Genomic DNA, 20,936 nt, shown 5'->3' with positions numbered 1-20,936 from the left:
CTTCCTTTCCTTATTGTAAAACATACACATATATTCATCGGGTTTTCTTACATTATCTTATTCATCGTTTCTCGTTTAAGTGCTAGCTTGAATAGTACGTCATGATTGACAGTCATTTCACTCGTTATGTGTATAGTATGAGAAAGATGAGAAAAGAAAATTCATTTAGAAAAACCTCGATACTCGTTCTCATTAATATATATGTATGACAGGGATAAAGTTAGGAAACGAATGCTTACTTTAAAGATGGTTAATATGTTATACTTTTTTTTAGTATTTTAAAAGTGATAGTAAAGTTAGAAGTATATAAGAAGTGGAAAGGGTTTTGATAAATGAATGATAAAATTGTCTTTTTTGATATTGATGGAACATTGTTAGATCATGATAAAAAAATTCCGCAATCTACAAGAGAAGCAGTGCGTACTTTACAAGAAAAGGGAGTCCATGTAGCAATTGCAACGGGACGTGCTCCGTTTATGTTTGAAGATATCCGTCATGAGCTCAATATTCATAATTATGTTAGTTTTAATGGTCAATATGTTGTATTTGAGGATGAGGTCATCTTTAAAAATCCACTACGCTCAGAAACGCTTCGTAAATTTACAACATTTGCAAAACAAGAAGGGTATCCACTTGTTTATTTAGACGATCAAGATATGAAAGCAACGGTAGAATATCATGATTATGTAAAAGAAGGTTTTGGGAGTTTGCAATTTGAACACCCAGTATATGAGCCTAATTTTCATGAAAATCGTGATATTTATCAAACGCTTGTTTTCTGCCAAGCAGGTGAAGAAGAAAAGTTTATTCATGATTATCCAGATTTTCATTTTATTCGTTGGCACGCATATTCAATGGATATTATTCCTAATGGAGGTTCAAAAGCAAAAGGAATCGAAAAGTTTATTGAGAAATTAGGATTTCAGAGAGAACAAGTGTATGCTTTTGGGGATGGACTGAATGATTTAGAAATGATTGAAGCAGTTGGAACAGGAATTGTAATGGGAAATGGTCATGAAGAGCTGAAGAAACTTGCAAATTATGTAACAAAAGATGTGAGTGAAGGCGGGATTCATCATGGGTTACAGTGGGCTGGTTTAATTTAAAATAGAGATAAAAACTGTTTCATAGAGAACGATTGGATAAGAATGAAAAAGCAGAAGCGTAGCTTCTGCTTTTTAGCGTTCAAGAGGTTTTGCGTTTTCAGGAACAGCAAATGGATTATCTTGATTAATATGATCATAGAACATGACGCCATTTAAATGATCGATTTCATGTTGGAAGACAATCGCTGGTAAGCCTTTTAACCGTAATTTTACTTCTTCTCCATCAACAGTTGTTGCTTTCACTGTAATTCTTGCATAGCGAGGAACATATCCAGGTACTTCACGATCAACAGATAAACACCCTTCGCCAGCTGGTAAGTATGTACGTTCAACGGAATGACTAATGATTTTTGGATTGAACAATGCATAGCTATATAATGTTTCATTTGCATCCGTAACATGAATCGCAATCATTCTTTTCGAAATACCAATTTGTGGAGCCGCTAATCCAATCCCTGGGCGCAAATTATATTTTTCAACCATTTCCGGGTTTTGACTGTTTATGACAAACTCAATCATTTCTTTTAGTGTCTGTGTATCTTCTTCGCTAGCTGGCAGCTGTACTTCTTCTGCTACTGTTCTGAGAATCGGATTTCCTTCACGAATTACATCGTTCATTGTAAGCATTGTAATCTCTCCTTTCTCCTTAAGTCTACCAAAGGAAATAAAAAAAGTCATGGTAAAGCATATGTAGTACATTGCGAACAGAGTGTCTTGTTCAAAACTTCAATTCCTTGAAGGAAAAAAGGCCCCAAAAGTCACGTTTCACTGACTTTTGGGACACCTCTTTTTCATAGTTGTTGTGTCTTACATTAACGAATACAAGCAGCACCAACGATAATTAAAAGGATAAACAATACAACGATTAAAGCAAAACCGCGTCCAGATCCGCCGCAAGAACCGCCGTAGCCGTAAGAAGGGTATGAGCAAGTTGGATAACAATATGTGTATCCGTACATATATATGACCTCCTTTATCATTTTCCGCTAATATTGCGGTTACTTATAATGTATGGGAGAGTAGAGGGAAATGTATGGGCATTTACCTAGAAAAGGAAGAAGTGGTTGCATATTTTTGTTGTAAAGAGAGAAAAACTAAAGAGAATTACATCGTTTACATATTATTCTAGGGTCAAGAACAAGTGAAACAGGGAATAATATAACAGTAGGTTTATGCTTACTAATACAGATGTGAAAATAAAAACATGTATATATGGCGAAACCTTCAATGTGATTCATAAAAAATCGTAATTAAAGTAATTGACATCGTGATTAGAATAGTTGTAAACTAAAAAACGTAATCAAGATTGTATTAATATGCTTCTAAAAAAATATTAGTACAGATTGTTAGGTACACAAATTTATTCTCAGCCGATAAGGATTCCTATCGGTTTACATGATTGCGTTTTCTTTCTAGATGTATGCTAGTGAAAGCGTTTCAGAATATGGTTCAAGAGAGGAAGAGGTGAACGGAATGGGTACTAAAACAAAAAAGACCCTATTTAATGTTGATGAGCAAATGAAAGCTATCGCAGCTCAATTTGAAACATTACAAATTTTAAATGAAAAAGGCGAAGTTGTGAATGAAGCAGCAATGCCTAATTTAACTGATGATCAATTAAAAGAATTAATGCGCCGCATGGTGTATACTCGCGTACTAGATCAACGTTCTATTTCTTTAAACCGTCAAGGACGTTTAGGTTTCTATGCACCAACAGCTGGACAAGAAGCTTCTCAATTAGCGAGTCATTTTGCACTTGAAGCAGAAGACTTTATTTTACCGGGATATCGTGACGTTCCACAATTAGTATGGCACGGTCTACCATTATACCAAGCATTCTTATTCTCTCGTGGACATTTCATGGGTAACCAAATGCCAGAGAATGTAAATGCACTTCCTCCACAAATTATTATCGGTGCGCAAATTATCCAAACTGCTGGTGTTGCGTTAGGTATGAAATTACGTGGTAAAAAATCTGTTGCAATTACTTACACTGGTGATGGCGGTGCATCTCAAGGTGACTTCTATGAAGGTATGAACTTTGCAGGTGCGTTCAAAGCTCCAGCAATCTTTGTTGTTCAAAACAACCGTTATGCAATCTCTACTCCAGTAGAAAAACAATCTGCAGCAAAAACTGTAGCTCAAAAAGCAGTAGCAGCAGGTATTTATGGAATTCAAGTAGACGGTATGGACCCATTAGCTGTATACGCAGCAACTGCTTTTGCTCGTGAGCGCGCAGTAAATGGTGAAGGTCCTACTTTAATCGAGACTTTAACATTCCGTTATGGTCCACATACAATGGCTGGTGATGACCCAACTCGTTACCGCACAAAAGATATCGAAAATGAATGGGAACAAAAAGACCCAATCGTACGCTTCCGTGCATTCTTAGAAAATAAAGGCCTATGGTCTCAAGAAGAAGAAGAAAAAGTAATCGAAGAAGCAAAAGAAGATATCAAACAAGCTATTGCTAAGGCTGACCAAGCTCCAAAACAAAAAGTAACTGATTTAATGGAAATCATGTACGAAGAAATGCCTTACAACTTAGCTGAACAATATGAAATTTACAAAGAAAAGGAGTCGAAGTAAGCCATGGCTCAAATGACAATGATTCAAGCAATCACTGATGCTTTACGCGTTGAAATGAAAAATGATCCTAACGTACTTGTTTTTGGTGAAGACGTTGGTGTAAACGGCGGTGTATTCCGTGCTACTGAAGGCTTGCAAGCTGAATTTGGCGAAGACCGTGTAATGGATACTCCACTTGCAGAATCTGGTATTGGTGGACTTGCAATTGGTTTAGCACTTCAAGGCTTCCGTCCAGTTCCAGAAATTCAATTCTTCGGTTTCGTTTACGAAGTAATGGATTCAATCTCTGGTCAAATGGCTCGTATGCGTTATCGTTCTGGTGGACGTTGGAATGCTCCAATCACAGTTCGTTCTCCATTCGGTGGTGGCGTTCATACTCCAGAATTACACGCTGATAGCTTAGAAGGTTTAGTGGCACAACAACCAGGTTTAAAAGTTGTTATCCCATCTACTCCATACGATGCAAAAGGTCTTTTAATTTCTGCGATTCGTGACAACGATCCAGTTATTTACCTAGAGCATATGAAATTATATCGTTCATTCCGCCAAGAAGTACCAGAAGGCGAATACACAATTGAATTAGGAAAAGCTGAGGTAAAACGCGAAGGTAAAGATGTATCTGTTTTTGCGTACGGTGCTATGGTACATGCTGCGTTAAAAGCTGCTGAAGAGCTTGAAAAAGAAGGTATCTCTTTAGAGGTTGTTGACTTACGTACAGTTCAGCCATTAGACATCGAAACAATCATTGCATCTGTTGAGAAAACAGGCCGTGCAATCGTTGTCCAAGAAGCTCAAAAACAAGCTGGTATTGCAGCAAACGTTGTAGCGGAAATTAATGACCGCGCAATCTTAAGCTTAGAAGCTCCAGTTCTACGTGTTGCAGCTGCTGATACAGTATTCCCATTCTCTCAAGCTGAGAGCGTATGGTTACCAAACCATAAAGATATTGTTGAAGCTGCTAAAAAAGTAATGAACTTCTAATTTTAGTTATTCATGTGCAAAAGAAGTCAGCACATGTTGATTTCTTTTGTACATATTCCATAATAATGAAATGAATCAGGGGGATGAATTCCGTGGCATTTGAATTTAAACTACCAGATATCGGTGAAGGTATCCACGAAGGTGAAATCGTAAAATGGTTTATTAAACCAGGCGATGAAGTAAACGAAGACGACGTACTTCTTGAAGTACAAAATGATAAAGCAGTAGTAGAAATCCCTTCTCCTGTAAAAGGTAAAGTACTTGAAGTACTTGTAGAAGAAGGAACAGTTGCAGTAGTAGGAGATGTTCTTGTTAAATTTGATGCTCCTGGTTACGAAAACCTTAAATTTAAAGGTGACGAGCATGACGATGCTCCAAAAGCTGAGGAAGCAAAAGAAGAAGCTCCAGCAGCAGCTACTCCAGTAGCAGAAACAACAAATGAGCGCGTAATCGCTATGCCATCTGTTCGTAAATATGCTCGTGAAAAAGGTGTAGACATCCATAAAGTGGCAGGATCTGGTAAAAACGGTCGCGTTGTAAAAGCTGACATTGATGCATTTGTAAATGGTGGACAAGCAGCGACTACTGAAGCTGCAGCAGAAGCTCCAGCAGCTACTCCAGCGGCTCAAGAAGAAGCGCCAAAAGCACAACCAATCCCAGCTGGTGAATACCCAGAAACTCGCGAGAAAATGAGCGGTATCCGTAAAGCGATTGCGAAAGCAATGGTTAACTCTAAACATACAGCTCCTCACGTAACATTAATGGACGAAGTAGATGTAACAGAGCTTGTTGCTCATCGTAAGAAATTCAAAGCTGTTGCAGCTGACAAAGGTATTAAATTAACTTACCTTCCATATGTTGTAAAAGCTTTAACATCTGCATTACGTGAATTCCCAATGTTGAACACTTCTTTAGATGATGCAACTCAAGAAATTGTTCATAAACATTACTTCAATATTGGTATCGCAGCTGATACTGATAAAGGTCTTTTAGTACCAGTTGTTAAAGATGCTGATCGCAAGTCTATCTTTGCTATCTCTAGTGAGATTAATGAGCTTGCTACAAAAGCGCGTGAAGGTCGCTTAGCTCCTGCTGAAATGAAAGGTGCTTCTTGCACAATCACAAACATTGGTTCTGCTGGTGGACAATGGTTCACTCCAGTTATCAATCACCCAGAAGTAGCAATCCTTGGTATTGGTCGCATCGCTGAAAAACCAGTTGTGAAAAATGGTGAGATCGTTGCAGCTCCAGTATTAGCATTATCTCTAAGCTTTGACCATCGTTTAATTGACGGTGCAACTGCTCAAAAAGCATTAAACCAAATTAAACGTCTATTAAACGACCCACAATTATTAGTAATGGAGGCGTAATAACAATGGTAGTAGGAGATTTCCCAATTGAATTAGATACAGTCGTTGTTGGTGCAGGTCCTGGTGGATATGTTGCAGCAATTCGTGCAGCACAATTAGGTCAAAAGGTAGCAGTTATTGAAAAAGCTAACCTTGGAGGCGTATGCTTAAACGTTGGATGTATTCCTTCTAAAGCGTTAATTAATGCAGGTCATCGTTTTGAGCATGCAAAACATTCTGATGACATGGGTATTATCGCTGAAAATGTAACAGTGGACTTCACAAAAGTTCAAGAATGGAAAAATGGCGTAGTTAAGAAATTAACTGGCGGTGTAGAAGGCCTTCTTAAAGGAAACAAAGTTGAAATCATTCGCGGTGAAGCTTACTTCGTAGATGCAAATACATTACGTGTAATGACTGAAGATGCAGCACAAACTTATACATTCAAAAATGCAATCCTTGCAACTGGTTCTACACCAATTGAAATTCCAGGATTCAAATATTCTAAACGCGTTATCAACTCTACAGGTGCTTTAAGTTTGCCTGAAATTCCTAAAAAACTTGTTGTAATCGGCGGCGGTTACATCGGTATGGAATTAGGTACTGCTTATGCTAACTTCGGTACAGAAGTTACTGTAGTAGAAGCTGGTGACGAAATCTTAGCTGGTTTCGAAAAAGCAATGAGCTCAGTTGTAAAACGTGCTCTTCAGAAAAAAGGAAACGTTACAATCCATACGAAAGCTATGGCTAAAGGCGTTGAAGAAACTGAAAACGGCGTAAAAGTTAGCTTCGAAGTAAAAGGCGAAGTACAAACTGTAGAAGCAGATTACGTATTAGTAACTGTAGGTCGTCGTCCAAATACTCAAGAAATCGGTCTTGAGCAACTTGGAATTAAAATGACTGATCGCGGTCTAATCGAAATCGATGAGCAATGCCGTACAAATGTACCAAACATCTATGCAATCGGTGATATCGTTCCTGGACCACCATTAGCGCACAAAGCTTCTTACGAAGGTAAAGTAGCAGCTGAAGCTATTAGTGGTCATGCAGCAGCAATCGATTACATTGGAATTCCAGCAGTATGCTTCACTGATCCAGAATTAGCATCTGTTGGTTATACGAAGAAACAAGCAGAAGAAGCTGGAATGAGCGTAGCTGTATCTAAATTCCCATTCGCTGCAAACGGTCGTGCATTATCATTAAACAGCACAGACGGTTTCTTACAACTTGTAACACGTAAAGAAGATGGTCTTCTTGTAGGTGCACAAGTTGCAGGTGCAGGTGCTTCTGATATTATCTCTGAGTTAGGACTTGCTATCGAAGCGGGTATGACAGCAGAAGATATTGCACAAACAATCCATGCTCACCCAACATTAGGTGAAATTACAATGGAAGCAGCAGAAGTTGCTCTTGGAATGCCAATTCACATTGTAAAATAATATAGTAAGTAAGAAAAAAACGTCTCTTATTCTGTAAGAGGCGTTTTTTTCTTACTTTTAAGGTCTTTATCCCGCTATTTTAGGGGAGTAGTAGCCTGCTTGGTGAGGACTCATAATCAGCGGGGGATGAAAGACCTTCCTATTCATTAAAGTTGCACTTGATTGGAGAATTGTATAGAGACAAACTTGTAGATGTGAAATGAAAGCAGTTGCCCTATAAGGGAGTGGGGTTTTAAGAAAATAAACTTGTTTCTATTATGGAATTGATTTGCTTTCAATCCCATATATTATAATAAAATAGAGCATGTCAAAGGAGACGGTCCATGAAATATATACATGTTATATTTTATCATTTTCTTTTATGGAGTGGTTTTTCTATTGTGTTATCCTTGTCAAGTGGTGATAAGGTTCATTATAAAATAATGCTCTTCTTTATGTTTCTCTATCTTGCATATGTAATTACATATGTTGTGCTTCCTATAAGAAAACAAGCATTCATTCTCACTTGTATAAATGGCATCGTGTTTTTAATCATCTCTTACCTCTTTTAAATCTTACCGCTTATAAAAATACATTGTTCTTCCATTAAATAGTTGTAGTTCACCCTCTAATTTTTTTGCTAAAAAACGGCAAAATTCATTTGCTTTTCCTTTGTCTCCGAATGTTGCTGTAGAAGGCAAAGAAATTTGAATAAAAGTTTGGTCATTTTCGGAGTCAACTCCTACATAAATACAGTTATATCGCTCATGATTCGATTTTAGTTCTAGCGTCGAATCTGAAGTATCTACTATTTCATAAGGAAAGGCAAAGTCTGCATATGCGTAATGAATTTGCGTGCCAGTTTGTGAAGTGATTGTTTTATAATATTGGAAAAATTCTTTGATGTCATCTAATGAGACAGACTGTTTTTTAGATTTAGACACAAGTTTTATAAAGGCATGCTGCATAAAAGATCCCTCCTAATGTCAGTTACAATTGTATTGTAACATCGCTTTGAATTTTTTGACAATTAAAAGGTTATTTCTTTTTTTCGTTTAATATATACGGGAAGGAGACGGTCTTTTGAAAGGAGTAATGAGATGTTCGAGAAATTGTATGATGAACATGAGAATGTCCATATACGCTTTTTAGGGTTTATGACGCATGAAAATCGCTATGATTTTGGAGTTATTTATACAAATATGTTTTTTGGAAAACCACTTGTCGTTTGTATGCAGACGGGGAGAGCAACACTTCTTGGACCAGATGATGTAGAAAATACCCAACATTTACAAGAAATATTTAAATTGGTATCAGAAGAAGAAGCAAATGATTTAGCCCAATTTTTTAAATTTCTTGTTCCGCAAACTTCCTCTGTACATGCTGAGCATGAAGAATGAAAAAACAGAAACAGTCGTATGAAATATGGTTGTTTTTTGTATTATTGTTTCATACTAATGCGAAATAAAAATTTAAAATGTGTTATACTAAAAAACCTATTGACTTTAAAAGTATAACATATTAAAATAGAGTCAGAAAGTTAAGCGGTTACAAAAGTTTTTGGGATTACAAACTTAGGGGGAAAAGAAAAATGGGAACAATCGTATGTCAAGATTGTGAAAGTACAATCGCACACTTCGAAGATGAAAAGGTAACAATACTTTACGGAAAATGTGGATCTTGCGGATGTGGTCACAAGGAACATACAAAGGCCCAGTAGTATATAAATTTTGCAGCTAGAAAAGTTTTTAGGACCATTCAATTAGGGGGAAAAGAAAAATGGGAACAATCGTATGTCAAGATTGTGAAAGTACAATCGCATACTTTGAAGAAGAAAAAACAACAGTACTTTACGGAAAATGTGGATCTCATTGTGAATGTGGCCATGAGAAACATGTAAAAGCTTAATAGTAGAAAAAAAGCGTCTGCGAATGCAGATGCTTTTTTAATAGATAGTAGTTGTATGTCCGATAGTTGCTACAATTGCATCGTCTCTAATAGGGATAAATCCCAGTGAGGTTTGTGGTGGAGTATGAGAAGCATATTGGCTCATGATGCGGCTATCTATACGCGTAATAAAATCGGTTAAATAGGCTGAAATAAAAGCAGAGGGGATTCTTCTATCATTTAACAGATAAATGATTTGTTCTTTTGTTTTTACACCAACTCCATGACCGTAATAAAAAGAGTTACCTAAATAAATTGCATTTTCTCCTTGCCATTCGATAGAAGCAGGATTCACTTGAGGATTTTTAAAGTAGACTAAATCACCTGGAACAATATCTCCAGATGTCTTTGTTATTAATTTTAAATCACGATCATAATCCCATGTATATAATAGAAGATTTGCAAATAAATGGTTGAATATTTCTTCATCATATAGTTCTAACAATGCTTTATAAAATATAATAATCATTGCTGTTGCACATTCAGTTCCGTACATTTTACCATTTTTAAAAATATCTCGTATTGCAATGGAAGATGATACACCGGGACGCAATTGAAATCCTCCTAGTGCTGTTCGTTGCCAATATTCTTCATTACAAAAAGATGTCACGAATGTACGGAACTGAAATCCACTTTGAAAAAGTTCTAATGCAGAGGTAATAATATGCATCCTTACATTTAAATCAAAGCTGAGTTCAGCGGCTGTTCGAAAGGAGTATACTTCTTGATTTCCGGTCATTATCGATAAAAATTGTTGTTTTTCGGCAGCAAACGGTTCATTTTCATTCATGATATAAGGATGTACAATAGAACGCCCAATCACAATCATAATGGTATCCCACCTATACGCTACATTCTGTAATAGCGTATGAATAAAAGAGGAAATGGTGAAAAAAAAGCCTATCAACTGATAGGCTTAAACTCCTTAATGACACGCAATGTTTGGAGTGTCATATCTTCTGGACCTTGAACAGGTAATCCAGCTTCTAAATTTTTCTGGATATAATCTAAGTTTTCTTGTGTAATAATTTCTCCTGGAGTAAAGATTGGAATCCCTGGGGGATAAACCATTACAAAATCTGCTATAATGCGGCCAGCAGCATTTTCAAACGGAATAACTTCTGTTTCTGAATAAAAAGCATCTCGTGGAGAAAGAGCTAGTACAGGAATTTCTGGAATTTCTACTTGTACTTGAACGCCTTTATCTGCACGATGTTTAAATGTTGTAGCTAGTTCTTGTAGAGCTGCAATGAGTACATTTGTCTCGTCTTCTGTGTCTCCTAGTGTAATCAGACATAGAATGTTATATAGGTCTGAAAGCTCGACTTCAATATTATAGTGTTGTCTTAACCATAATTCGGCTTCATGACCTGTAATTCCTAAGTCTTTCACAGATATGATAAGCTTTGTTGGATCGTAACGAAATGTTGCGTCGGTGCCTAACATTTCTTTTCCAGGACAATAAAGATGTTCAATATGATTGACAGCACTACGAACACGTTCAGCTAGCTCTATTGTTTTTGTTATTAGCTCTCTTCCTTCTGTTGCCAATCGTTTTCTTGCAACATCGAGGGAAGCTAATAAAATATAAGAAGTCGATGTTGTAGTAAGCATGCTAATAATGGATTGGACATGCTTTACATTTACGAGGCCCTCTTTTACATTTAAAATGGAACTTTGTGTTAAAGAGCCACCTAGTTTATGCACACTTGTTGCAGCCATATCTGCGCCAGCTTGCATCGCTGACATCGGTAATTCATCATGGAAATGGATATGGACACCATGAGCTTCATCAACTAGTACAGGTATTTCGTAGGAATGGGCTAATTCAACAATTTGTTGCAAATCTGCGGCAAATCCAAAGTATGTTGGATTAATTACAAGCAATCCTTTCGCATCGGGATGTTCATCGAGTGCTTTTTTTACAGAATGTATGGTAATACCATGTGAAATACCAAGTTTCGCATCAATTTCAGGATGAATGAAAATTGGTTTTGCACCTGAGAAAATAATGGCTGACATTACAGATTTATGAACGTTTCGTGGTACAAGAATTTTATCTCCGGGACCACATACGCTCATCACCATTGTCATAATTGCTCCGCTTGTACCTTGAACGGAAAAAAACGTATGATCTGCACCGAACGCTGCTGCTGCTAAATCTTGTGCTTCTTTAATCATACCTTTTGGATGATGTAAATCATCAAGCGGTGCAATGTTAATTAAGTCAATTGCTAATGCATTATGCCCAATAAATTCACGAAATACAGGATCCATTCCTTGGCCTTTCTTATGACCAGGAATATGAAATTGAATTGGATTTCGCTTACTGTGCTCTACTAAAGCGGTAAACAATGGTGTTTTGTATTGGGACAATCTATACACCCCTTCTTCTATTTATTTTGTTTTATGTGACTCTGTTCTACTTAGAAGATGTTTGTTATATCATCGTCTTCAAGAACTAGATTTGTTTGACTTACCACTCGTGAAAAATGGAAGTATCACTTTATTTTCTATAAAACAAAAGCATTATATCACCAATAATTATAGATGTATAGAAAAATATTATTTTTAACTGCATGGATACAAAATATAATATACACTGAAATAGTCTATGGGGATAATGACAACTTAGACTAGCAAAATAGTGTATAATACAAAGAAGCTATATCAAGGATGAAATTGTAGTCTTTACGGTAGCATAATAACAGAACAATAAAGATAGATGAGGTGTAAATATGGAATATCAATATCCACTTGATTATGATTGGTCGAATGAAGAGATGATTACTGTTGTGAAATTTTATGAGGCGATAGAAAGAGCAAATGAAAAAGGAATTGTTAAAGAAGAATTGATGGATTTATATCGCAAGTTCAAACAAATTGTTCCATCCAAAGCCGAAGAAAAGAAAATTGATAAAGAATTTCAGGAAGTAAGCGGTTATTCAATCTATCGTACAATACAAAAAGGGAAAGATACAGAAGAACATAAGATTGTTAAAATGTAAAAAAATTTTGAAAAATTAATTTTAGAGTGCTATAATATGATAACAACTAAAAACGGACAATAGTAATTGTCCGTTTTCTACTATCGATTGCAAATGTTATATAAAGGAAGGAGTGAGTGGATTGTCGATTCAATCTTAGTTTGAAATTGTTCATTTGTCATAGACGAAAATTCCTCTGGTGCTATATGAATTCCAACTAATAACTCGGCCTTTTTAACAGTAGCTAATCGCTCAATTATTTTTTGTAAATCTTTTGCCTCTAATGTGTTATGTGGTAGAACATCTGGTTTAGTGTGGTCAATGGACCAAACGAAGTCATTTGGTATATTTGTTTTTAAATCAATTAAATGTTCTAATAAGGCATGAGCCGCTACCTCTTTTTGTGGACACTCATAGATTAAACCAAAGTATATGAAAGCATGGGTGCCCCATAAGCCAATTTGAAAGTGTGGCAACATTTTATAGCCGCGTTTATTTGTTGAAAAAGCAACCCAAGTATCGTTTGGTGGATTGACTTTGCGACGTGCATGTTTGGCAACATGATAGAAAAAAGGTTCGCCAGTTTGGTCAGATAAGTAATGGGAAAATCGTTCCCCTAATGTTTCTAATTTTGGCTGGATATGTGTTTTGATTGCATTCATGCGTCTTTCAAGACCGTCAACTGAAAAGACAGCAAAGTCAGCTGATTGAAAAGTTTGTAATGTCATAATCGTTCCTCCAACTCCTAGTTTGTTTTTATTTTAGCATAGCTTGTACGATTCATAAAAAGAACAGCACAAAAAAATCGGTAAAAAAATATAAATTTGTTGCATAGATACTTTATCCAACATAGTATAGTATAAAACAAAAAATCAGAAAATTAAGTTAATTCTAGTCCGAGGGCAGACGAATATTGGGAGGAGGCAAATACTATGAGACAGGTGATTAATGCATTAAAGAGAACAGATGCTGAAAAAAGAATTCCGGTATTAAGGTTAGAGTTAGATTATGAATTAGCAACGTTATACGATGCGATGATGGAAAATGACAATCGGAAAAAAGAAGAATGCGTCCAAAAATTGGAAGCCTTAAGGCTTGAAATGATTCGTTTAGAAGCGTAATAATAGTATATGTATAAAAATTAAGTTGGTGCGAACCTTATAAAGGGTTCGTTTTTTCTGTGAACAGTATAGATCGGAGTGTTTAAAATATGCAAGAGGTATGGAAAGAAATTGATACACATGCAAAACAGTGGGTTCGAGAAGCAGGAGAGAGCTTAAGGGCATCGCTAAAACAAGCCCTTATCATTGAAACAAAGTCAAATGCGGCCGATCTAGTAACGAATATGGATCGGGAAATAGAACAATTTTTCATTGGGAAAATTAAAGAAACATTCCCAGAACATTATATTTTAGGGGAAGAAGGGTATGGGGATGAAGTCACTTCTTCTAATGGGATTGTTTGGTTAATTGATCCAATCGATGGTACGATGAATTTTGTTCATCAAAAACGAAATTTTGCTATTTCGATTGGTATTTATAAGAACGGTATCGGAATAATCGGTCTTATCTATGATCCCGTACATGATGAGTTATATCATGCTGTAAAAGGGGAAGGGGCGTTTTGTAATGGTGTATCTATTCCGCTGTTACAAGAAGGAGCGTTAGAAAGTAGCATAGTTGCTTTAAATGCGACATGGCTTACTGATAACCCGTTGCTTCATATGGAAAAAATGATGCAGCTTGTTAAAAAGGCAAGAGGAACACGTTCGTATGGTTGTGCTGCATTAGAGATGGTATATGTGGCAACTGGAAGGTTGGATGCTTATATAACGCCGCGGTTATCTCCTTGGGATTTTGGTGGTGGGAAAATTATTGTTGAAGAAGTTGGTGGCAAAGTGACAACATTTACTGGGACACCAATTTCTATTGTAGAAAAAAGTAGTGTACTAGTGGCGAAACCAGGCGTATATGATGAATTGTTACCATTTGTATCACAATAGCAAAAAAAGTAAGAGGCTATAGTAAGCTTCTTACTTTTTCATGTTATTGTGATTTGCGCATTTTTCGTTTTGTTATAAAGCCGTATCCAACTGTAACAAATGTACCAATAATGCAAATAATAATACCGATGGGGCTATTTTCAGCAATCATAATTCCGATGCCGATCAAGAAAATAACACCGATAATGGCTGTTAATAAAAAGCGGTACTGAATGTGTTCCATATCTTCACCCTCCAATTTTATTTTACTTTCACAAAAGTAAGAATACAACTATATTTTCATTCTTGATTTTATTTTGATTGCCATTATATCCTCTTCGCTCTTATAATAGAGAAGGATTAAAAAGACACTAGGAGTTGGACATGTTGAAAAAACGACAAGATTTACGTAATATAGCAATTATTGCCCACGTTGACCATGGTAAAACAACACTTGTTGACCAGTTATTACGTCAAGCGGGAACGTTCCGTGCAAATGAGCATGTAGAAGAACGTGCAATGGATTCGAATGATTTAGAGAGAGAACGCGGTATTACGATTTTAGCGAAAAATACAGCGATTCACTATGGAGATAAACGAATTAACATTTTAGATACACCTGGACACGCTGATTTCGGTGGTGAAGTAGAACGAATCATGCGAATGGTTGATGGTGTTTTACTTGTTGTTGATGCATATGAAGGTTGTATGCCACAAACACGATTTGTATTAAAGAAAGCACTTGAACAAAACTTAACGCCAATCGTTGTTGTAAACAAAATTGATCGCGACTTTGCTCGTCCGGAAGAAGTTGTTGATGAAGTATTAGATTTATTCATTGAGCTAGGTGCAAATGAAGATCAATTAGAGTTTCCGGTTGTATTCGCTTCAGCGATGAACGGAACAGCAAGCTTGGATCCAAATCCAGCAAATCAAGAAGAGAATATGAAGTCATTATTTGAAACAATTATCAATCATATTCCAGCACCAATCGATAATAGCGATGAGCCATTGCAATTCCAAGTAGCTCTTCTTGACTATAATGATTATGTAGGCCGTATCGGAGTTGGGCGTGTATTCCGCGGTACAATGAAAGTAGGACAGCAAGTTGCTTTAATGAAAGTGGACGGAAGTGTGAAGCAATTCCGCGTAACAAAAATCTTTGGTTACATGGGATTAAAACGTCAAGAAATTGAAGAAGCAAAAGCCGGCGATTTAGTAGCTGTTTCTGGTATGGAAGACATTAACGTTGGGGAAACAGTATGTCCGATTGACCATCAAGAAGCTCTACCTTTATTGCGCATTGATGAGCCGACATTACAAATGACGTTCCTTGTAAATAATAGCCCATTTGCAGGTCGTGAAGGGAAATATATTACATCTCGTAAAATCGAAGAGCGTCTTCGCTCGCAATTAGAAACAGATGTAAGTTTACGTGTAGAGAATACAGACTCTCCTGATGCATGGATTGTATCTGGCCGTGGGGAATTACATTTGTCAATCTTAATTGAAAATATGCGTCGTGAAGGCTATGAATTACAAGTATCAAAACCAGAAGTAATTATTAAAGAAATCGATGGTGTGAGATGTGAGCCTGTAGAGCGCGTGCAAATCGATGTACCAGAAGAATATACTGGTTCCATTATGGAATCTATGGGAGCTCGCAAAGGCGAAATGTTAGATATGGTGAATAACGGAAATGGTCAAGTTCGTCTAACATTTATGGTGCCAGCACGTGGATTAATTGGTTATACAACAGAATTCTTAACGTTAACACGTGGTTATGGTATTTTGAACCACACATTTGACAGCTATCAACCAGTACATGCTGGACAAGTTGGTGGACGTCGTCAAGGTGTTCTCGTTTCACTTGAAACAGGGAAAGCATCACAATATGGTATTATGCAAGTTGAAGATCGCGGTGTCATCTTCGTTGAACCTGGTACAGAAGTATATACAGGTATGATTGTTGGAGAGCATACACGTGAAAATGATTTAACGGTTAACATTGTAAAAATGAAGCAACAAACTAATATTCGTTCTGCAACAAAAGACCAAACTTCAACAATGAAAAAACCACGCATTATGACATTAGAAGAATCATTAGAGTATTTAAATGATGATGAGTATTGTGAAGTAACGCCAGAATCTATTCGTTTGCGCAAAAAAATTCTAGATAAAAATGAACGTGAAAAAGCTGCGAAGAGAAAAAAATCTGTAGAAGCTTAAGAGAAGGAGCTGTCTTTTCAAAAGACGGCTCTTTTTTTAAAGGTTTTATTTTTTGAAAATTTACTCTTTTAGGTGGACAGTATTTTTGTTGCAAGGTACTCTTATAGTAGGTAGTAGAACATATAATAAAAAACAGAAGAACGCGATTTTTGTTGTTAGTAGGGGGAGAAAAGAGGATGCTTGAGAAAATGTCTTTTTTTGCAAATCTATATCAAGTAGATACGAATCCTAAAGTGGGAATGTGGATGCTTTACGGTACTATTATCGTTTTAAGTGCCATTGTTTATCATTTAGGGTTTGCGAGGAAATTATCGGTATTAAAAAATATTGTTATTTATGCTTCGTTAGCGATTGGATGCACCGTTCTCACATTTTTTGCTGTTTTCTTACCAGTTGGAGAAGGACTTGTTGTAGCGGCACTTGTATTAGGAATTTATAAGCTGCGCCTGCGACAAGCAAAACAACAAAAAGCAAGTTAAGCAAGAGGAGGGGGAGCTCATGCATTCTATACAAGATGCATTATACAACTGGTTAACAATCAAAACAGTTGTTGAAGCACGACCAGATGATATAGCTGCGCAAGAAACCTATGAGCTATTTCACAACATAGTATACGAAGATTATCAATTAAAGAATGTAAAAGTAGAAAAAAGAGAAGAAATGTATATAGTTACGTATGAAAAAGAGCAAGAAATGGGGTATGTGAGGTTTCTGTTAGAATCAATCGATTGTTTTATAGACCAGATAAAGTGAAACTTTAACTAGTGGGGGGCTCTTCATCCCCCCGCTGATCATGAATTTTCACCAATTGGACTGTTACTGCCCTAAAGTAGCGGGATAAATTGGGAACCAGAGAAATATAAATAAGCCCTTATCTGAATGATTAAGGACTTATTTATATTACCACTCATCTTCTACTGTTTTATCTTGGTATAAATGAAACTTTCCGGTTGCGTGACGTTTCATTGTACGTTCTGCAATACGTTCTGTACATTCTGGACACAGATATGTATGAATTGGGCGGTTACGAAGCTTTTTAGCCAAAGGATTTTCATCATCTAGCTTATCTTTCTTATCGCAAATCATGCATTTGACTCTCATTTCGTCACCTCAATACAAGTTCTATCGATATAAGTATATCATGTAAGTTCAATGTTTTTGAGATATAGAGGAAAAAAATAATATTTTCGCAATTCTAAAAATAAGTTATCATAAAGATAAGAAAAACTTGGAGGTGGAAATATGGCGAATGTAGTAGAGCTTAAATTATCAGAATCTTTAATGCGAATTTTACGTAGAGAGAATATTGTTACAGTTGCTACAGTTGATTTTGAAAAAAAGATTCCTAATGTAAGTGCTATTTCATGGGTATATGCAATGAGTGAAGAAAGTATTCGTTTTGCTGTTGATCAGCGCTCGCGTATTGTGGAAAATTTGCGTCACAATACAGGAATTGTATTAACAATCATGGCGAATGAATCCGTATTTTCCATAAGCGGCGAAGCAAAGTTTATAACTGAAAAGATGGAAGGAATTCCATTGAAATTAACAGTGATAGAGGTAGCGATACAAGAGGTTCGTGATGTGATGTTTTATGGGGCAAGACTTGCTACTGAACCAACTTTTGAGAAGACATATGATTTACGAGCGGCTAAAAAATTAGATAATCAAGTGCTGACGGGTATGAAAGAATTATAAAGGTGATTATATGTACTTCAGCGAGTGAATAGGTAACTTTTGTCTTCTTATAGGTTATAAATTTTGATTTGTTTTCTAAATTGAAGAGGAAGAAAAATTAAATTTATATGAATTTCGATTCTACCTCGTTTATACGGTACATATAATTATAACAATGGTTCGTCCATATTATGGATGAAACCCTTGTTCTACAAACTTAAAAGTGGAGTCAGGGGGTAACAGGTTGGATAAAATCTACGTGTTAGATACGAATGTACTTTTACAAGATCCGTTATCTATTTTTTCTTTTGAAACAAATGAAGTAGTGATTCCAGCAGTTGTATTAGAAGAGGTTGATTCGAAAAAACGCTATATGGATGAAGTTGGACGAAATGCTCGCTATGTATCTAAGTTAATTGATAAATTTCGTGAGCTTGGAAAATTATATGACAGTATTCCTCTTGAAAATGGAGGGACATTTCGGATTGAGTTAAATCATCGTTCATTTGTTCAACTGCAAGATATTTTTGTAGAAAAAACAAATGATAATCGCATTTTAGCAGTGGCAAAAAATTTATCATTAGAAGAGCAAGAAAAAGAGAATGGAAAGCTGGTTATTTTAGTCAGTAAGGATGTCCTTGTCAGAGTAAAGGCGGATGCCTTAGGGCTGCAAGCTGAAGATTATTTAAGCGATCGAGTTATTGAAGTGGAGAATATATATTCAGGTTTTTTAGAAGGTTACATATCAAAAGTACAATTGGATTATTTTTATGAAAAAGGAGAACTTCCTTTATCGGAAATTGCGAATCATCCGTTTTATCCCAATCAGTTTATTGTGATGAAAGATGCGCTTGGTGGATCAAGCTCTGCACTTGGCATTGTAGATAGTTCAGGGAAAAAAGTGAAAAAGTTAGTGTTTCATAATGAACAAGTTTGGGGAATACGTCCGCGCAATGTACAACAAATTATGGGGTTAGAATTGTTGTTGCGAGAAGATATTCCGTTAGTTACTTTAACAGGAAAAGCGGGGACAGGGAAAACATTGCTTGCTTTAGCTGCTGGGCTTATGCAAACAGAAGATTTAGGATTGTATAAAAAGCTCCTTGTAGCAAGGCCTATTGTTCCTGTGGGGAAAGATATCGGTTATTTGCCAGGTGAAAAAGAGGAAAAGTTGAGACCGTGGATGCAACCGATTTTTGATAATCTTGAATATTTATTCAATACAAAAAAGCCAGGAGAATTAGATGCTATATTAGCCGGTATGGGCTCAATTGAAGTAGAGGCACTGACGTATATAAGAGGAAGAAGTATTCCAGATCAATTTATTATTATCGATGAAGCGCAAAACTTAACAAAGCATGAAGTGAAGACGATTTTAACAAGGGTAGGAGAAAAGAGTAAGATCGTATTAATGGGAGACCCGCAGCAAATTGACCATCCTTATTTAGATGAATATAATAATGGTTTAACATATGTGGTTGAGAAACTGAAGGAACAAAAAATTAGCGGTCATGTGAAGTTTGTGAAAGGTGAGCGGTCTAATTTAGCTCAATTAGCAGCGGATTTATTGTAAAAAGGAGTAGGGGATTATCCCTACTCCTTTTTGTCAAAACAGGAAAGAATCACTTGTGATGGAATACAGAGTATTACTCATATAATTATGAATTTCCGGATATTTCGAATGGGATTATTTTGATTCGAGCCATCTCCAAAATAAAGATGAACAGGCCCGTCTTCTCTCAGTGGTTTCCCATCTTTTGAAAAACCAAGAATGGCATCTTTTGCTTGTTCTAGCGGCAATGTAATTTCATCATGAAGTGTTTTTATTTTTATCTTCGTCACACCGTTCATAACTTCCGCGTTTTTAAGAAAAGGTTGAAATGGCATTCCGAAAGTTCCTGTAATAAGTTTTTCCTTTTTAAATTTTTTGACGCTTTTTTGAATTGGTGGGAAAGCTGCTCCATCACGAATCTCTCGATCCCAATGTTCAGAAGTATGCTTTAAATATGTTTCTAATTCAGATGTTTCTTGTTGTGGTTCATGAAAGTAAGTTGTTAAGTCTACTTTTCGATCATCAAAGATCCAAACGCTTGGATCAATCGTAAGTGGAAAACGAACTTTTCCACTAATAAACAAAATTTCGCTCATTGTTGTTCCCCCATTTGTATTATACTCCCACTTTTCAGTATAATAGGATTAGACAAGGATGTCACAAAAAATGTTTCTATTGCAATTTGTCAAAACTATCGCTAATATTAATAGATAGGATAGGAGAGTAGGACGGAAACGGAGGGAATCAATTTGGCGTCTGAGACAGTAACAAATCATCAGGAAAAGGCACTTGCCCTTCTACAAGCGGATGCGGAGAAGATTTTAAGACTTATTAAGGTACAAATGGACCACCTTACGATGCCGCAGTGTCCATTATATGAAGAAGTGCTAGATACACAAATGTTTGGTTTATCCCGTGAGGTTGACTTTGCGGTTCGTCTTGATCTTATTTCTGAAGAACAAGGAAAAGAGATGTTAGGAGAGCTTGAACGGGAATTATCAGCACTTCATGAAGCATTTACAAATAAAAAATGATGACGGGTTCAAATAAAGGGGCTCAAACTGAATCAGTTTGAGCTTTTTATTTGTCTATAAAGCAGGAAGACAATATACACATATGG

Annotated in this window: 27 protein-coding genes; 18 read left to right on the top strand and 9 right to left on the bottom strand. The window is 36.3% G+C overall.

Going from position 1 to position 20,936, the window contains the following annotated elements; all coding sequences use genetic code 11:
- Positions 1 to 332 precede the first annotated feature (332 nt).
- Positions 333 to 1,106: a Cof-type HAD-IIB family hydrolase gene (locus MR059_RS07955; protein WP_012095133.1), complete on the top strand. Its 774-nt coding sequence runs from the start codon at positions 333 to 335 to the stop codon at positions 1,104 to 1,106.
- Positions 1,107 to 1,178: 72 nt separating this feature from the next.
- Here MR059_RS07955 and def read toward each other — a convergent pair whose 3' ends face one another.
- Positions 1,179 to 1,733: a peptide deformylase gene (def, locus tag MR059_RS07950; RefSeq protein WP_048721844.1), complete on the bottom strand. Its 555-nt coding sequence runs from the start codon at positions 1,731 to 1,733 to the stop codon at positions 1,179 to 1,181.
- A 185-nt stretch (positions 1,734 to 1,918) separates the two neighbouring features.
- Positions 1,919 to 2,065: a YjcZ family sporulation protein gene (locus MR059_RS07945; RefSeq protein ID WP_000274566.1), complete on the bottom strand. Its 147-nt coding sequence runs from the start codon at positions 2,063 to 2,065 to the stop codon at positions 1,919 to 1,921.
- Between the two features lie 514 nt (positions 2,066 to 2,579).
- Here MR059_RS07945 and pdhA point away from each other — a divergent pair.
- The 5 genes from pdhA to MR059_RS07920 all read left to right on the top strand — a co-directional run bounded on the left by pdhA (position 2,580) and on the right by MR059_RS07920 (position 8,015).
- Entirely contained in the window at positions 2,580 to 3,695 is a 1,116-nt protein-coding gene (pdhA, locus tag MR059_RS07940; protein WP_012095131.1) for a pyruvate dehydrogenase E1 component subunit alpha, read from the top strand.
- 3 nt (positions 3,696 to 3,698) lie between these two features.
- The gene (gene pdhB, locus MR059_RS07935) at positions 3,699 to 4,676 is read left to right on the top strand and encodes a pyruvate dehydrogenase complex E1 component subunit beta (RefSeq protein WP_012095130.1); all 978 of its coding nucleotides are present in this window, start codon (positions 3,699 to 3,701) and stop codon (positions 4,674 to 4,676) included.
- Between the two features lie 92 nt (positions 4,677 to 4,768).
- Positions 4,769 to 6,046, top strand: coding sequence for a dihydrolipoamide acetyltransferase family protein (locus MR059_RS07930; RefSeq protein WP_048721852.1), 1,278 nt, complete (start codon positions 4,769 to 4,771; stop codon positions 6,044 to 6,046).
- 5 nt (positions 6,047 to 6,051) lie between these two features.
- Positions 6,052 to 7,464 carry a dihydrolipoyl dehydrogenase gene (gene lpdA / locus MR059_RS07925; RefSeq protein WP_012095128.1) on the top strand — a complete coding sequence of 471 codons (1,413 nt, stop codon included), beginning with the start codon at positions 6,052 to 6,054 and terminating at the stop codon, positions 7,462 to 7,464.
- Between the two features lie 323 nt (positions 7,465 to 7,787).
- Complete coding sequence (locus MR059_RS07920) at positions 7,788 to 8,015, top strand: hypothetical protein (RefSeq protein ID WP_012095127.1); 228 nt, start codon at positions 7,788 to 7,790, stop codon at positions 8,013 to 8,015.
- A 3-nt stretch (positions 8,016 to 8,018) separates the two neighbouring features.
- Here MR059_RS07920 and MR059_RS07915 read toward each other — a convergent pair whose 3' ends face one another.
- Entirely contained in the window at positions 8,019 to 8,411 is a 393-nt protein-coding gene (locus tag MR059_RS07915) for a DUF1885 family protein (RefSeq protein WP_048721857.1), read from the bottom strand.
- 132 nt (positions 8,412 to 8,543) lie between these two features.
- Here MR059_RS07915 and MR059_RS07910 point away from each other — a divergent pair, with 132 nt between their 5' ends.
- From MR059_RS07910 to MR059_RS07900, 3 genes are all read left to right on the top strand, one after another.
- On the top strand, positions 8,544 to 8,843 hold the full coding sequence (locus MR059_RS07910) for a DUF3055 domain-containing protein (RefSeq protein ID WP_012095125.1): 300 nt from the start codon (positions 8,544 to 8,546) through the stop codon (positions 8,841 to 8,843).
- Positions 8,844 to 9,034: 191 nt separating this feature from the next.
- On the top strand, positions 9,035 to 9,163 hold the full coding sequence (locus MR059_RS07905; RefSeq protein WP_012095124.1) for a GapA-binding peptide SR1P: 129 nt from the start codon (positions 9,035 to 9,037) through the stop codon (positions 9,161 to 9,163).
- Positions 9,164 to 9,222: 59 nt separating this feature from the next.
- Complete coding sequence (locus MR059_RS07900; protein ID WP_012095123.1) at positions 9,223 to 9,351, top strand: GapA-binding peptide SR1P; 129 nt, start codon at positions 9,223 to 9,225, stop codon at positions 9,349 to 9,351.
- Positions 9,352 to 9,388: 37 nt separating this feature from the next.
- Here MR059_RS07900 and MR059_RS07895 read toward each other — a convergent pair whose 3' ends face one another.
- Both MR059_RS07895 and MR059_RS07890 read right to left on the bottom strand, forming a co-directional pair.
- Positions 9,389 to 10,219: a protein-glutamine gamma-glutamyltransferase gene (locus tag MR059_RS07895; protein WP_210351760.1), complete on the bottom strand. Its 831-nt coding sequence runs from the start codon at positions 10,217 to 10,219 to the stop codon at positions 9,389 to 9,391.
- A 74-nt stretch (positions 10,220 to 10,293) separates the two neighbouring features.
- On the bottom strand, positions 10,294 to 11,766 hold the full coding sequence (locus MR059_RS07890) for an aminotransferase class I/II-fold pyridoxal phosphate-dependent enzyme (protein WP_012095118.1): 1,473 nt from the start codon (positions 11,764 to 11,766) through the stop codon (positions 10,294 to 10,296).
- Between the two features lie 362 nt (positions 11,767 to 12,128).
- Between MR059_RS07890 and MR059_RS07885 the strand changes: the two genes are divergently transcribed.
- A complete protein-coding gene (locus MR059_RS07885; protein WP_012095116.1) occupies positions 12,129 to 12,398 on the top strand; it encodes a UPF0223 family protein in 270 nt (89 codons plus the stop codon).
- A gap of 80 nt (positions 12,399 to 12,478) precedes the next feature.
- Here the strand turns inward: MR059_RS07885 and MR059_RS07880 are convergent, their stop codons facing one another.
- Positions 12,479 to 13,105, bottom strand: a complete 627-nt coding sequence (locus MR059_RS07880; RefSeq protein WP_210351759.1) for a YktB family protein — start codon at positions 13,103 to 13,105, stop codon at positions 12,479 to 12,481.
- Between the two features lie 204 nt (positions 13,106 to 13,309).
- Here MR059_RS07880 and MR059_RS07875 point away from each other — a divergent pair, with 204 nt between their 5' ends.
- Positions 13,310 to 13,498 carry a hypothetical protein gene (locus MR059_RS07875; protein ID WP_012095114.1) on the top strand — a complete coding sequence of 63 codons (189 nt, stop codon included), beginning with the start codon at positions 13,310 to 13,312 and terminating at the stop codon, positions 13,496 to 13,498.
- An 89-nt stretch (positions 13,499 to 13,587) separates the two neighbouring features.
- Positions 13,588 to 14,379 carry an inositol monophosphatase family protein gene (locus MR059_RS07870; protein WP_012095110.1) on the top strand — a complete coding sequence of 264 codons (792 nt, stop codon included), beginning with the start codon at positions 13,588 to 13,590 and terminating at the stop codon, positions 14,377 to 14,379.
- Between the two features lie 43 nt (positions 14,380 to 14,422).
- Here the strand turns inward: MR059_RS07870 and MR059_RS07865 are convergent, their stop codons facing one another.
- Positions 14,423 to 14,602 (bottom strand): DUF5325 family protein, encoded by a 180-nt coding sequence (locus MR059_RS07865; protein ID WP_000400124.1) that lies wholly within the window; start codon positions 14,600 to 14,602, stop codon positions 14,423 to 14,425.
- Positions 14,603 to 14,742: 140 nt separating this feature from the next.
- Between MR059_RS07865 and typA the strand changes: the two genes are divergently transcribed.
- The 3 genes from typA (at position 14,743) to MR059_RS07850 (ending at position 17,340) form a co-directional block, all read left to right on the top strand.
- Entirely contained in the window at positions 14,743 to 16,587 is a 1,845-nt protein-coding gene (typA, locus tag MR059_RS07860; RefSeq protein ID WP_012095107.1) for a translational GTPase TypA, read from the top strand.
- Positions 16,588 to 16,763: 176 nt separating this feature from the next.
- Positions 16,764 to 17,066 carry a YlaH-like family protein gene (locus MR059_RS07855; RefSeq protein ID WP_012095105.1) on the top strand — a complete coding sequence of 101 codons (303 nt, stop codon included), beginning with the start codon at positions 16,764 to 16,766 and terminating at the stop codon, positions 17,064 to 17,066.
- Between the two features lie 19 nt (positions 17,067 to 17,085).
- Positions 17,086 to 17,340 carry a hypothetical protein gene (locus tag MR059_RS07850; protein ID WP_012095104.1) on the top strand — a complete coding sequence of 85 codons (255 nt, stop codon included), beginning with the start codon at positions 17,086 to 17,088 and terminating at the stop codon, positions 17,338 to 17,340.
- A gap of 147 nt (positions 17,341 to 17,487) precedes the next feature.
- On the opposite strand, the gene MR059_RS07845 is transcribed toward MR059_RS07850, so the two are convergent.
- The gene (locus MR059_RS07845) at positions 17,488 to 17,688 is read right to left on the bottom strand and encodes a YlaI family protein (RefSeq protein ID WP_012095103.1); all 201 of its coding nucleotides are present in this window, start codon (positions 17,686 to 17,688) and stop codon (positions 17,488 to 17,490) included.
- Between the two features lie 141 nt (positions 17,689 to 17,829).
- On the opposite strand from MR059_RS07845, the gene MR059_RS07840 reads away from it, so the two are divergent.
- Positions 17,830 to 18,285 (top strand): pyridoxamine 5'-phosphate oxidase family protein, encoded by a 456-nt coding sequence (locus tag MR059_RS07840; protein WP_048721875.1) that lies wholly within the window; start codon positions 17,830 to 17,832, stop codon positions 18,283 to 18,285.
- A 223-nt stretch (positions 18,286 to 18,508) separates the two neighbouring features.
- A complete protein-coding gene (locus MR059_RS07835) occupies positions 18,509 to 19,837 on the top strand; it encodes a PhoH family protein (protein ID WP_210351758.1) in 1,329 nt (442 codons plus the stop codon).
- Positions 19,838 to 19,914: 77 nt separating this feature from the next.
- Here the strand turns inward: MR059_RS07835 and MR059_RS07830 are convergent, their stop codons facing one another.
- Positions 19,915 to 20,412: a peptidyl-prolyl cis-trans isomerase gene (locus tag MR059_RS07830; protein ID WP_210351757.1), complete on the bottom strand. Its 498-nt coding sequence runs from the start codon at positions 20,410 to 20,412 to the stop codon at positions 19,915 to 19,917.
- Between the two features lie 153 nt (positions 20,413 to 20,565).
- Between MR059_RS07830 and MR059_RS07825 the strand changes: the two genes are divergently transcribed.
- Complete coding sequence (locus MR059_RS07825; protein WP_012095099.1) at positions 20,566 to 20,850, top strand: Fpa/YlaN family protein; 285 nt, start codon at positions 20,566 to 20,568, stop codon at positions 20,848 to 20,850.
- Positions 20,851 to 20,936 lie beyond the last annotated feature (86 nt).

Source organism: Bacillus cereus group sp. BfR-BA-01522 (genome assembly GCF_022662635.1).
Lineage (GTDB): Bacteria > Bacillota > Bacilli > Bacillales > Bacillaceae_G > Bacillus_A > Bacillus_A cytotoxicus.
This window is presented reverse-complemented; position numbering and strand designations above follow the sequence as displayed.